Source organism: Microbulbifer celer (assembly GCF_020991125.1).
Lineage (GTDB): Bacteria > Pseudomonadota > Gammaproteobacteria > Pseudomonadales > Cellvibrionaceae > Microbulbifer > Microbulbifer celer.
This window is the reverse complement of sequence record NZ_CP087715.1, coordinates 3,357,437-3,371,114: the sequence shown is the minus strand read 5'-3', so window position 1 is coordinate 3,371,114 and position 13,678 is coordinate 3,357,437. Positions and strand designations below refer to the sequence as shown.

The following is a 13,678-nucleotide window of genomic DNA, read 5'->3' as shown; positions in this document are numbered from 1 at the left end:
CGGGAGTGCCTCCAGTGCGGCCCGATGGGCACTGCTGTTTGGGTGCGTGCGTCTGCGGAGGAATGGTGTGGTGACGGCAAACGGAAGCTAAGATTGTCCCATTCCAAAACCCCCTCTAAGATGCGCATATTTGTACTCATTTAGTGGGAAAAACGATGACAGATCTCAACCCTAAAACCACCATCCGCATCCTCACCACCGGTGGCACCATCGAAAAGAGCTACTGCGAATCCGAGGGCACACTCAAAAATCGCGCCTCCATCATCCGCGACGGCCTGATTGCCAGCCTGCGCCTGCCGTATACCCACCTCGAGCTGGAAAGCGTGCTCAACAAGGATTCGCTGGAGATGGACGACAGCGATCGCATGCAGGTCTGCAGCGCCATCGCCGCCACCGCAGAAGCCGGTGATCCGATTGTCATCCTGCACGGCACCGACACCATGGCGGTTACCGCCGAGTACTGCTATCAACAGATGGGCACACCCAAGGTACCCGTCGTGTTCACCGGCGCGATGAAGCCCATGGGTTTTATCGATTCCGACGCCCGTCAAAATGTCACCGAGGCCCTGTTAACTGCGCGCTTGATGGAACCCGGCTTTTACATCGCCTTCCACAACCGGGTGTTCAGGATTCCCGGTGCACGCAAAAACCTGGAAACCGGCACCTTCGAGGCGGTCTGAGGCATGCTGAGGTGGGAGGCTGAAGCAGGCCCCGATGTCTTTGGGCGATTGATTCCCCGCCGTGAAAGCAAGTAGGCTTTGATTTGTGATCACATTTTCGATATAAACTGAATAATCATTCAGCTTTATCTCCTGACAATCAGAATTTTGACCAATACGAGGTGCGCCATGACCGACAGCCGGACATCCACGAAGCCGACCCCGCAAACCCTTCAGGAATGGTTGGCCATGGCCGACGAACTGACCATTGAGGGCCGCGCCTTTATCAATGGTGAGTATGTCGATGCCCTGTCCGGCAAGACCCGCCCCACTACCAGCCCCGCCGATGGCCGCGAGCTGGCGCAGGTTGCCAACTGCGGGCCGGAAGATGCCGAGCGCGTGGTGAAGATTGCCCGTGACACCTTCGAATCCGGTGTCTGGTCTCACATGCCGCCGATGGACCGCAAGAAGATCCTGGTGCGCTTTGCCGAGCTGATCGAAGAGAACCGCGACGAGATCGCCCTGCTGGAAAGCCTCGACGCGGGTAAGCCCATCAGCGACACCATGAATGTGGATGTGCCCGGTGCCGTCACCACCATCCGCTGGACCGCCGAGGCCATTGACAAGATCTACGACGAGATCGCGCCCACCGGCCCCACCGAGATCGGTCTGATTACCCGGATGCCCCTGGGGGTGGTAGCGGCCATCGTGCCGTGGAACTTCCCGCTCTCTACCACCGCGTGGAAGCTGGGCCCGGCGCTGGCTACCGGTAACAGCGTGATCCTGAAGCCTGCCTCCAATACCCCGCTTACCGCGCTCAAGCTCGCCGGCCTGGCAAAAGAAGCGGGCGTGCCGGACGGCGTGTTGAACGTCTTGCCCGGCCCCGGCAGCACCCTGGGCAAGGCCCTGGGTCTGCATATGGATATCGACGGCCTGACTTTTACCGGCTCCACCGAAGTAGGCAAGACCCTTACCGAGTACTCCGGCCAGTCCAACCTCAAACGCACCTTCCTCGAGCTGGGTGGCAAGAGCCCCAACATCGTGTTTGCCGATGCGGACCTGGACAAGGCAGCGGAAGCCGCAGCGCTGGCGGTATTTTTCAATCAGGGCGAGACCTGCACGGCTGGTACCCGCCTGCTGGTGGAGAAGGGCATTGCCGATAGCTTTATCGAGAAGGTGAAGAAGGCCTCCGAGCGCTTCAAGCCCGGCCACCCGCAGGATCCGAACACCGTGATGGGCGCTCTGATCGATCAGAGCCAGTTCGATACCGTGGAGTTCTATGTAGCCAAGGGCCTGGAACAGGGTGCGCAACTGGTGTGCGGCGGCAAGCCGGCGGCGCCGGTGGAAGGTGGTCACTATTTTGAGCCCACCATCTTCAAGGGGGTGAACGGTGATATGAAGATTGCCCGCGAGGAAATCTTCGGCCCGGTACTGTCCGTGATCGAATTCGAGACCGAGGAAGAAGCGCTCGCCATCGCCAACGACTCCATCTACGGCCTCGCCTCCGGGGTATGGACCAAAGACATCAGCCGCGCACACCGCATGGCACGGGATATTCGCGCCGGTTCCGTGTGGATCAACAACTACTTTGGCGGTGACATCACTGTGCCGTTCGGCGGCTTCAAGCAGTCCGGCAACGGCCGTGACAAGTCACTGCATGCACTGGATAAATACTGCGAGCTGAAATCTACCTGGATCGATATCAGCTGAATGACCATGTATTCTGAATGACTCTGTCAGGGCCGCATTTGCGGCCCTTTTTTTGCCCTTGTTATATGTTGAGGGGCTGCTTGCGATGCGTGTTTGATGTGAGAGAATCCGATAGAAGAACTGGATACCTTTATAAGAAGTCTCGGCGTAGTAAAGGGAGTACCCAAAATGCCCATAATAAAATCTGCCTGGCTGACAGCCGTTGCACTATCTGCGGTGCTGAGCAGCACTGCACAGGGAAGCGGGCTCGGCGACCTGTTTGCCGACTATCAGCGTGCAGTAGAGGGGGGGGAATGTCAGCCAGATCGCTGACGCGGCCGAGGCAGTATATAGCTTTGCCAGTGAAAACCTGCCAGAAGAAAGCAAGAATCGCGCCGCGGCAACGCTGAATTACGGCGCGGCACTGGTGAAGTCGAAGCGATATGAAGAAGCAGAACGGGTGTTGAGTGGTGCACTGCGCCTGTACTGTGCCAGTTACGGGAAGGGCGCAGAGGAGCTGATTGATCCACTGATGCTGCGCGCCCAGGCCCGTGCGGCCCATGTCGGTCACTCCGCCCGCAGTCGCTATAAACGGTTCGTCGATGATGCATTGGAAATAGTAGAAGACAGTCGCGGCAAAGACTCCTATCTATACGCATCCCTGCTACAGGAGGGAGGCAAGATCGGGTTGGATGACGCGGGGGACCGCTTTGCACTGGAATACCTGGAGCGGTCCTACTCTGCGTTTACCGGTAACCTGGCCGAGCACGAACTGGAAAGGTTCCTGGCAGGTTTTTATCTCGGCAAGTACTTTTTTTCGCGCAAGCAGTATCGTCAGGCTGAGATGTACCTGGCGGAAGCGTTGGACCTGGCTGATACATCTTCAGACAAGGATACCCAGCTGGAACTTGCCGCGCGCGCATTCCTGGTAGAAGTGTACGATCATCTTGGTCAACGGGAAAAATCGATAGCCCAGTGCCGCGCAATTGGCGAGGCGGTTCCGTTCAACATGGATCAGGAACCACAGCCCATTTTTCGCCGCAAGCCGGAGTATCCTCGCAGCGCACTGGATACTGGCAGGGAGGGATACGCCGTTGTTGAGTTCACCATCAGCGATGAGGGCTTTGCCAAGGATGTTCAAATTCTGGAAACCAAGGGCTCTATAGGATTCGGGCGTGCTACGGAAGACTATCTGCAAAACGTGCGTTTTGCTCCACGGTTTGTGAAAGGCAAAGCGGTAGATACCCCCGGGCGCAAGATGAAAGTCAGTTTCAATATCGCACGCTAAATGTATGTATTGTGGACTCTTCTATTCTCCCATTCGTATTAAGTCGACCGGGAAATTCCGCACATCGAGAAGGTGCGGGTGGCATCTACACTGCCCTGCAGGTCAGATCTCTTGGAGATGGTTTGTGCTGACGCTTCCATGACGCTATACCTGATTATTTAAGGTCAAGTGGGGTGAACTGCATGAGTGACTATCACCACGGTTTTTCTGTCAGCATTGAGCGCACCAGCGACGAGCGGGTCCTGCTTTCTCTACATGCGCGTGGCAAGCTGGAACATCAGGACTACGCAACACTGGTGCCGATGCTGGAGTCCGCCATTGCCGGCATGGAGCATCCCAAGGTGGATGTTTTGTTTGATATGCGTGAGCTGGATGGTTGGGAGATCCGCGCCGCCTGGGATGACCTCAAGCTTGGCTTGAAACACGGGCGCCACTTCAACAGGGTGGCCATGGTGGGCAACAAGCAGTGGCAGGAGGTTGCCGCCAAGATCGGCAGTTGGTTTATTGGCGGTGAAGCGAGGGTATTCGAGGAAAAGACGGAAGCCTTGGCGTGGTTGCAGCAAAACGCATAAACTGCCGTCTTTCTTTGCTGTACTGCGGTTCTCTCTTGGTAGTGGGGGCCGCTTGTTGCATTTATTGATAATAAACACCAACTCTTAACCGTGAGGGAACCGCATGTTCGAATGGATTGCGAGCCCGGAAGCCTGGGTCGCCCTCGCCACCCTGGCGGCGCTGGAAATTGTCTTGGGCATAGACAACATTATCTTTATTTCCATTCTGGTGGCGCGCCTGCCGGACAAGCAACGGGAGCCTGCGCGGTTTATTGGCCTGACCCTGGCCATGGTCACCCGACTCGGGCTACTGTTCTCCATCGCCTGGATCATGGGGCTGACCGAACCCTGGTTTACAGTTTTGGGCGAGGAGATCTCTGGTCGCGATGTGATCCTGATTGGCGGTGGCTTGTTCCTGCTGGCCAAGGCTACCCATGAGATTCACAACAGTCTCGAAGGCGTCGATGGTGAAGCGGGTGGTGTAAAAACTGCGACCTTCGGTATGGTGTTGGTGCAGATCGCGATTCTGGATATCGTGTTTTCACTGGATTCGGTGATCACTGCGGTGGGCCTGGTGGATCACGTATCTATTATGGCTATAGCAATTATCCTGGCGGTTGCAGTGATGCTGTTTGCGGCCAAGCCCATCGGTGATTTCGTCGACCGTCATCCGACCATCAAGATGCTGGCATTGTCATTCCTGATTCTGGTGGGGGTGACACTGATTATCGAAGGCTTTGATGTGCACGTGCCCAAGGGATATATCTACTTCGCCATGGCGTTCTCCGTGGTGGTGGAAATGCTCAATATCCGCATGCGCAGTAAGAAAGCCAAGACGGTAAAACTGCATAAGCCCATCAGAGAAGAGTCGTCAGAGTAAAATGGCTGTTTGAAGCCGGTGGATTCGGGGTTGCTCGGACCCACCGGGCTCCGTTCCCTTCTACGGCAAACCTGCCGTCTGTGTTTCTCCTGCTTTCCTATTTCCCCAGCACGATGCTGTCGCATTAAATGTGTGCCGTATGGAATTACGGAAATTATTGCCTCTTTGTTGTCTCCTTTGTCTGAATTCTGATCGGATAATCTTGGGCTGCCCCGAGAAATGGCTCTAAAGAGCTATTGAGGCGCCTGAGTAAACCGATCAAACTTTGCCGCTGGCAGAAAGCGTGCGCTACATCACAAAAATAGGGGTGCATCGCGCGAATGCTGCCTTGGAACACAAATGCCTCGTTGGCTGTATCTCGGTCTACAGGGCCATTGGGGTGAATCAGAATCAGGGTCAGGGGAAGAACATGATGTTCAAAAAACTCGCATTGTGCCTCGCCGTTGCCGCATTGACGGCGTGCGGTGGCGGCGGTGGTAGCTCCAACAATGGTGGCGGTAGCTCGTCCGGTAGTGGTAGCGGCTCCGGCAGTGGCTCCGGTGGGGACAATGGCGGCAACGGTAGTCCGGTGCCTGTTGGTGGGACTGCGGCCAAGGGGATTATCTCCGGTGCTGTGGTTGAGGCGCTCGGTGCGACGGGTGAGTCTCTGGGCACGGCGACCACAGCCGAAGACGGCAGCTACTCAATTGAACTGAGCGAGTACACCGGTGCTGTCAAGCTCATACTGTCGGCACCGGCAGACGGTGTAGCCCTGGTTACCTGTGATACCGCGACCTGCCGTACCGCCGGGGAAAATGACAACGACCTGGACGAAGATGGCTCTATCGAGTTTGGCGAACAGTATGCACTGGATTACCAGCTGAGGTCCGTTGTCTTTGTGGATGACACCGCGGCCGAAATCTCCAGCAGTATTACCGCGCTGACCACGCTGGTTGCTGATAAAGCGGGTAGCGAGCTGAATCAGGCGGGCATCCAGTCTGCCAACGCTTTCATCAAAGAAACCCTGGGCCTTGATGCCAACCCGAGCACCATTGCTCCGGTAGACCTTACCCGTGCCGATGAGGCCGATGAGCAGGCGCTGCGGTTTGCGTTGCTGAATGCGGCGATTGAAGAAGCCGCAGAGGGGGGCGATGTAGGTGGAGAGATTGCTGGCCTGGCAGCAGGATTTGCGTCCAATATCGTAGACGCTGCCAAATTACAGGCAATCAGCGACTCTATCGATACCGTCGCCGAGGCAACCAAGGCGGGTAACAGTGACCTGGAAGGCGTTGCGGATGCCGCCGGTGCCGCGCAGCAGGGTGCCAATCAGGCGATTGCAGACAATTGCGGTGATGGTGATACTTGTCGTCCGCCGGTGGAACTGAGCGGCGAACTGGCAACGAACCTGGATGCGGCAAAAGCGCTGGTTGCTACCGCGCGTAAGGTTTCCGTTGAAGCGCTGGAAGCCATCGACGCCGAACTGGACGATGAGGCTGAAACCTATAATCCGGACAACATCGTGGTGAAGCTGCAGGGGGCGGAAGACCTGCTGGATAGCGACGTCCAGGATGTCATTACCGCGTTCAGCGAAGTCAGCGACGTTTTCGTCAACCAGATTTCCGCGGTGGAATTCGGCGTGGAACCGACGCTGCAAGCACCGGCTGCCAACCTGAACGATGCCGCCGGTTACCTTTGGCAAAAATATGGTGAAGACACGGACTACGTTTCCGAGGCCGCATTCGTGGCTCATTTCCCGACGGGTACTATCAGTCGCGCCGGTCTGGTATGGACGCTGACCGATGGCGTGTACGACCTGGATGGCAGTACAGATACCACGGACGATCAGGTCTCGGTGAACCTCACCATCACCATTCCCGAGCTCACCGGGGAACCCGGCGACCTGGCCCTGTCTGCAGCGGAGCATCTGCTGACCATTCAGGGGCGCGCGGAACTCGGCGATACCGCCTTTGCCATTGCGGATACTTCCGGGGTGACGCTTGAGCTGGAAGCGCCATTCTCCGAAGATTCGGAAGGCGAGCCTGCGATTGCCAGCATTGGCGCATCGATTGAAGGTAGCCTGGAAAACGCTGCGAAAAAATTTGAAGGGGCGATAGTATTTGACGTTCGCAAGTCCGACGCATTCGGGGCTCTGAACCCGGAAAACGACATGCTGCCGCTGTTGCCTGAAAAGCTGTCGTTGCAAGGCAGGTTCTCAGACAAGGTGGAGCAAACCTTTGTCGAGGCCGGCATTACCCTGACTATCGACAATGCCGGAGAGTTTGGGTTTGTAGCCGAAGGAACAGAGCGTACAGATCTGACCACCTTCAGTTACGATGAAGAAAACAACAGCCTCACTGTTGTGCATGGAGAAGCAGGAAACCGGGCCACGGTTACATACTCTCATTATTCAGAGGAGTATGACGGATACAGCAATCACTTTATTGAAGTTTCCTGTACCAAAGAAGGTTCTGCATCATGTCCCGATTTCGCTGGCCCGATTCCACTTTGGGGGGTCAATGTCCTGGTACCGGAGGTGACAAACTATTCCGAATGCGAAAGTGATCCAGTGCAGGGATACTGGAGCTGGGATCACGATCAGTGCTTCCGGGGTATCTCCGCAGAGGAAGCCGGTATCGCCGAGGATATCCGCCCTGTCTTTACCGCAGACTATCAATATCTTTTGAACTACCTCGAAGCATTTGTAGCTGGCGAAGGTTGGTACGCTGCGGGTCCGCAAGAGTGGTGGAATGACTATTACGGCCAATCCATTTTTGGCGCCCTGGATAGCGGCAACCTCACTGCATACCTGGATGAATCGGATATGGATTTTGATGCCGAAGGTCGTTATATCAGAGCCACCTTCCGCGCAAACGCCGCGGGTAAACTCTCCGCCAACCTGCCGACCATGGATGTGGAGCTGGTAGTACAGCGTTCAGGTTTTGAGCAGGGTGATGTGGTGCTGAGCCTGGCATGGGGTAGTGACAGCCTGCGGGTCAAGTATCCCTACAGTGGCGAAGGCAGCAATACCATCGAACTGTCTGACGGCGAGGGTGGGGAATTTATCCTGACCGTGCAGGAAGACGAAACCATCGCTGGTGAAATTACCAAAGATGGCACCATCTACGGTACGCTTACCGAAGAAAACGGTGTTTACGTGATTACCTGGATCGACAATGGAATTGAAACTCTGCTCTAAGCGGGGCAATTTCCAACGTCATGGAAAAGGCCGCCGCTGGTGGCCTTTTCTGTTTCTGGCGTTGGCGAATCTGCCTCTGCAGTCTGTCGCACAGGAAGCTTCTGCAATCGGATTGGAGTTTTCCAGCCGGACGCTTAGTGAGCCACTGCCAATAAAAACATTTACCGATGAATGGGATCGGGCGCCCGGGGATGGCGAAGCAACCTGGACCCGCAACCGGATTGGTGTCAGTGCCAACTATGGTAGCTGGAGCATCGGCTATCGTCAGCGATTTGATTACAGCCTGCGCTATAACAAAAGTACGGCGGATCTTTACTATCGGGATGAAAATAACCTGCCTGCAATACAGGGGGAAGTTCCGGTTTACCTGGAGATCAATCAGCTGTTGGCGCACGGCTTAACTCTGGGCTACCGCAAGCAGTGGTCCAGTGGCTTCTTTGTGGGTGCGACCGCGGCGTGGCTGCAGGCATCCGATTTCCAGGTCGGCGAGTTGCGCGGGGCGCTCAATGGTGAGTCCGACCTTTTTGCCGGTACCGCGGCGCTGGACTATCGCTATAGCGAGGACCTGTTGCTGGATCATCAATTTGAGCGCCCGGACGGTAAGGGGGTAACACTGGATCTGGCGTTGGGATATGTCACCAACGCGCGCAGGTTCAGCATTCAGGTGCAGGATCTGTACAGCCGGGTTGATTGGGAGCAGGCACCGCACACCGCCGGTAGTTTCGACAGTGTTGATCGGGACGTGGAAGATAAGGTGCAGTTGAACCCGCTGTTTTCCGGGACGCGCCAGCTGGAACAGTTCAGCCAGACTCTGCCCCTTTACGGCACGGCTCGTTATATTGAGTACACCGATGGTGCTGACTGGGTGCTCGACCTTGAATATTTCGATGGCGCTCTACGCTATCGACCCGGTTTGCAATGGGGAAGTGCGCCCGGAAATCCCTATCTGGGCTATGAGCCGGAAAGGGGGGAGTGGCAGCTGCAATTGCGGAATGAGTCCGGCAGCTGGCACCTGACTCTGGGTACCGACGACTTGGATCTGGAAGAAGCGCACAGTCTCACCATCGCCATGGGCTGGGGGCGTTTCTGGTAATCACTGCAGGTTACTGGAGAGCGACGTCGCCGGCTGACGGGTACCAAATCGAAATGCAGCGGCATTTGTGCGACAGTTACCCCTATCAACAGGGATATTGATGGGGAAGTATGACAGTTATGCAAAAAATGATCGCTTTGTGGCGTCCTGTCCTGTGTGTTTTGATCGTCCTTTCCACACTATTGAGTGGCTGCGAGCGTCCATCGGACTCCGATGTCGACCACGCCTCCACCAGTGATCGGGCAATGCCTGCCACTGAAGACTCCGCAATTGACCTCCGGGAGATGGATAATCCCGGGGAGCCCGTGCTCGAAAACGATTTTGAAAACTATATCGAGCGCGGTGACCTGGAAGCGATTACTACCCACGGCACACTGCGCCTGCTGGCCCCGCGGGGCTTTGAGGACGATTCATTACCGCGAGATGGCCTGCCCGGCGATGCATGGCGAGCGCTTGCGGAAAAGTTTGCCCGCAATCGCGGACTGGAACCACAGTGGGTATTTGTGGACAGTTTTGCCGATCTGATACCGGCACTGGTGGACGGTCGCGGGGATATCATCGCGATCAATTTTTCGCGCACTCCCGAGCGCGCTTCTCTGGTCGCGTTTACCCGGCCCCTGGAGTATGTCCAGGAAGTGTTGGTAACCTCCAGGGAGAAAGGTCAGAAAGAGTCCAAAAAGGCATCCGAGGAACAAAGTGTGGATGCTGCCGATGTGGTACAGGTGGCGCTCCGGCCCGGCAGCGCGTTTGCGGGAACGATCAATGACCTCTCCGATACAGGCGTGGAGTATGTGCCCCAGTATCTGGAAGAAGCCATCAGTCACGACGATCTATTGGCTGCGGTAGCGGCTGGTACGTATCCGGCGACGGTGATTGACAGTAATCTCGCAGAAGTGTTGCTGCCCGCGTATCCCGAACTGCAAGCGCGTGCGCTGCTGGAAGATCGCCGTGCAATCGCGTGGGCGGTACGCACCGAGGCCCCAGAGCTCGAACGTGCCCTCAACGAATACTTCACGGAAGAGCATCTTGTCGCCACGCAGCGTCAACAGCGCCCCAAGCGGGACTGGGCACAGATAAAAGACAGTCGCACTCTGCGGGTACTCACCCGCAATCATCCCGCATCCTATTTTATGTGGCGTGGGGAGCTGATGGGGTTTGATTACGACCTGTTGCAGCGTTTTGCCAAGGACAACGGACTGCGCCTGAGCATGGTGGTCCCCGGCCCGGACGTGGATCTGGCCGAAGCCCTGAATGCCGGTATGGGCGATGTCATCGCCGCCTCCCTGACCGTCACGGAAGCGCGCAAAGCGCAGGGGCTTACCTTTACGCGGCCTTATATGCAGGTGACGGAGCAACTGATTGCGGCTGTGCCTGACCCCGGGGTAGATATCGATACCGTCCCTGTCGCCCAGCGCATCAGCGGGCAGAAGGTAGCGGTCAATCCCTTTACCAGTTACTACACCAGCCTGGAGACGCTCGCTGCCGCTCAGGAGGCGCCACTCGACATCGTGCCGGTGGAAGGTGCCACCACCGAGTACCTGATTGATGCAGTGGCGAAGGGCGAGTACGAATATACCGTTGCAGACTCTCACTTAGTCGCCATCGAGCGCACCTACCGCGACGATTTCGCGGTGCTTGGAGATCTTTCCGGAGAACGGGATATCGCCTGGGCGGTGCGCAACGATCAGCCAGAGTTACTGGGCGAGCTGAATGGTTTTCTCAACCAGTATTATCGCGGGCTGTTTTTCAACGTTACCTATAACAAGTACTTCAAGGAAGAAAAGCGCACCCTTAAGAAACAGCAGGAGCGGCTGCGTACGACCGATCAGCTGTCCCCATTCGACCCGATTGTCCGCAAGCACGCCGTGCCCGCAGATCGGGACTGGCGCATGGTGGTTTCGCAGATGTATCAGGAAAGCCGCTTCAACCCCAAGGCCAGGTCGTTTGCCGGCGCCCTCGGCCTGATGCAGGTGATGCCCCGGACAGCTGGACAGATGGGGATCAGCCAACTGTACGAGCCCGAGAATGGTATTCGAGCCGGGATTTCCTACCTCGAGTGGCTGGAGGAGCGGTTCCCCAAAACCCTTTCTTTCGATCAAAAAATCTATTTTACCCTCGCCGCGTATAACGCCGGCCATGGCCATGTGCGCGATGCGCGCAACCTGGCCCGTCAAATGGGAAAAGATCCCGATCTCTGGTTTGGCAATGTAGAAGAAGCAATGCTGAAACTCTCACAGCCGGAGTACTATAAAAAAGCGCGCTTCGGCTATGTGCGTGGTACTGAGCCGGTGCAGTATGTACGACAGATCAGAGAGCGGTATTTCGGCTACCTGTCCGTCGCACAAAAGAATCGTATACGAAACCTGTGATGAGCGATCAGGTTTCGCAGCAGCTGCTTTCGGGCTCGCCCTTCCCATCGGTGGAATTTACTGCTTATTTGTCTTTTTCCGGCTCGGGCAGGGATATTTCTTCTTCCCGCCGAAGGTAACCTGCCTGCTCGCCATCCTGATCCAAGCCCTGCTGGGTGGGGATGGCGCGCGTCTGCTGGTTTAGCTGGTGAATCTGAGAGGCATTGCCCAGATCCCGGCTGCTGGTAATCGAGGCGATGGATTCCCGATCTTTCAGAAAGCCCACCACATCCTCTTTGATATTCTGCAGCTCCTGATCATCCCGGTGCATTTCCAGAATATGACGCGGGTGCTCCAGATTCTTCATGCCAGTGGAAGCAAACGTTGTCGAGACGATCCGGGAGACAACCACCCACGGCGTGATGCTGCTGCGTACCAGGGTGTTTTCCGAGCGGGTGCTGTCGTGAATGCCGGTACCGGTGGAAATCCTCGATTCGGTAAAGGTGCCTTCGCACTTGAAGTACACCAGCAGGGACTCGAATTGAATTTCGGCGTAATGCAGGTGCGCTGCATTACTCAGTAGTTGTCCGAAGGATTTAAGTAGAAAACCCACCAGCAGGATATGCAGGGCACTCATGCAAAGCCCCAGCAGGGTGATGATCTGCTCGCTATCGACAATCTGCTGCAGGGAGCCGGAAGCCGGGCTGGCGATAAAGTTGTAAATATCCACTGACTGGTATGCCAGCATTACGGTGAATGCCAGCGCAATCATGCTGAGCAGGTTACCGCCAAGCAGCGCCGCGAGACGCGCCTTAGCAAAGGTCTCGCCCAGATCCATGGTTTTGACCCGAGGTTGCACCTCCTGAATCATCTCTCCGCGAAAGCCCCCCTTGCCGTCGGTCTGTTCTTGCAATTGCGGGTCCAGTTCCCGGTAGACACGGTTGGGGACTTCCTTGTAGCGGCGGTTGGCCATCACCAGGTTGTCGAGATTGATGAAGATCTCATTGGGATGCACGGATTCCTGCCAGTTCTCCCGCAGTTCTGACACTTCTGCTACCGGGTCGGTGGCTGCCAGCCGCTGACGTAGCAGCACCAATGCCAGCGCGCTCGCCGCCGCGCCGAGGAGCAATACTGCGGCGATATAAAAGCCGGGGTTCAGGTTCGGAATCTGCGCCATAAAGGCGTCCAGTTCTGCCGGTGTGATTTCGCTCCTGTTCAGTATCCAGGATGCCAGAAGCCCCGCCAGTACCGGCAGTATCAGCGCCTGGGTGATGGTTCTGGAGAGCGCACCGCCGCCGAGGGCTTCGATGTTGCGCTCCGCCTCGCGATTGATGGGCTTGCCCGCGCGCCGCCAGATCAGCAGCAGGTACACCATCAGCAGTACGGAATATACCGGGAACAGCAGCTCGCCGGCGGCACCTGCGAATCCGGCCAGGGATACGAATGCCACCAAGCCGTAGGCCACAAGGGCGACCAGGGTACTGGTCCAGGCGCCGAAAATCCGCTGGGCGAAGTTCCGCACCGGGTAGGGCATAAACAGCAGTTTGGGCATCAGGGTGTGCAGCAGGCGCGCCAGGAACCCCTGGGGTTCAGAGAAGGTGGCATTCTTACGCCCGATCAGCATCTCTTCCAACTGCTTGGCGTTATACGCGACAGTGGCTGCCTCCTCCCGGGCGGTGCTCTTCTCCGAGCGGCTGAAGTTGGGCGCCAGCGATGTTGGATGGTTGCGGCCAACGAAGTACCTGAGAATCGCGTAGGTACCGCCGGTGATCACGGTGATCCCCGTTGCGAGCATCACCAGGCCAAAGGCCATCAGAATCCAGCCTGCGCCGGCATCATCCTTGACGGTGGCCGCCGCCGAGATCAGCAGCGCCAGGCCTGCCATCGCTTGTACACCACCGCGAATCGCGGTGACCTTACCTTCGGTCTTGAATGGATTCTTGAGACCCAGGTCGATCGATCCGTAATCGAACGCCATTGATACCCCCCTGAACT

The 13,678-nt window shown here is 56.8% G+C and carries 10 protein-coding genes; 9 read left to right on the top strand and 1 reads right to left on the bottom strand.

What is annotated here, in order from left to right:
• Positions 1–155: 155 nt before the first annotated feature.
• The 9 genes from LPW13_RS13970 to LPW13_RS13930 all read left to right on the top strand — a co-directional run bounded on the left by LPW13_RS13970 (position 156) and on the right by LPW13_RS13930 (position 11,704).
• Positions 156–680, top strand: coding sequence for an asparaginase (locus LPW13_RS13970; RefSeq protein ID WP_230436281.1), 525 nt, complete (start codon positions 156–158; stop codon positions 678–680).
• A 228-nt stretch (positions 681–908) separates the two neighbouring features.
• Positions 909–2,369 (top strand): aldehyde dehydrogenase, encoded by a 1,461-nt coding sequence (locus tag LPW13_RS13965; RefSeq protein ID WP_230436279.1) that lies wholly within the window; start codon positions 909–911, stop codon positions 2,367–2,369.
• 168 nt (positions 2,370–2,537) lie between these two features.
• A complete protein-coding gene (locus tag LPW13_RS13960) occupies positions 2,538–2,681 on the top strand; it encodes a hypothetical protein (RefSeq protein ID WP_230436277.1) in 144 nt (47 codons plus the stop codon).
• Positions 2,682–2,775: 94 nt separating this feature from the next.
• Entirely contained in the window at positions 2,776–3,636 is an 861-nt protein-coding gene (locus tag LPW13_RS13955) for an energy transducer TonB (RefSeq protein ID WP_230436275.1), read from the top strand.
• A 182-nt stretch (positions 3,637–3,818) separates the two neighbouring features.
• Complete coding sequence (locus LPW13_RS13950) at positions 3,819–4,208, top strand: SpoIIAA family protein (protein WP_230436273.1); 390 nt, start codon at positions 3,819–3,821, stop codon at positions 4,206–4,208.
• Positions 4,209–4,311: 103 nt separating this feature from the next.
• The gene (locus tag LPW13_RS13945; RefSeq protein ID WP_230436271.1) at positions 4,312–5,067 is read left to right on the top strand and encodes a TerC family protein; all 756 of its coding nucleotides are present in this window, start codon (positions 4,312–4,314) and stop codon (positions 5,065–5,067) included.
• 409 nt (positions 5,068–5,476) lie between these two features.
• Positions 5,477–8,242, top strand: a complete 2,766-nt coding sequence (locus LPW13_RS13940) for a hypothetical protein (protein WP_230436270.1) — start codon at positions 5,477–5,479, stop codon at positions 8,240–8,242.
• Positions 8,220–9,335, top strand: a complete 1,116-nt coding sequence (locus LPW13_RS13935; protein ID WP_230436268.1) for a hypothetical protein — start codon at positions 8,220–8,222, stop codon at positions 9,333–9,335. Before LPW13_RS13940 ends, LPW13_RS13935 begins: the two co-directional genes overlap by 23 nt.
• A gap of 119 nt (positions 9,336–9,454) precedes the next feature.
• Positions 9,455–11,704 carry a transporter substrate-binding domain-containing protein gene (locus LPW13_RS13930; protein ID WP_230436267.1) on the top strand — a complete coding sequence of 750 codons (2,250 nt, stop codon included), beginning with the start codon at positions 9,455–9,457 and terminating at the stop codon, positions 11,702–11,704.
• Positions 11,705–11,768: 64 nt separating this feature from the next.
• Here the strand turns inward: LPW13_RS13930 and LPW13_RS13925 are convergent, their stop codons facing one another.
• The gene (locus tag LPW13_RS13925; RefSeq protein WP_230436265.1) at positions 11,769–13,661 is read right to left on the bottom strand and encodes a YgaP family membrane protein; all 1,893 of its coding nucleotides are present in this window, start codon (positions 13,659–13,661) and stop codon (positions 11,769–11,771) included.
• Between the last annotated feature and the right edge of the window lie 17 nt (positions 13,662–13,678).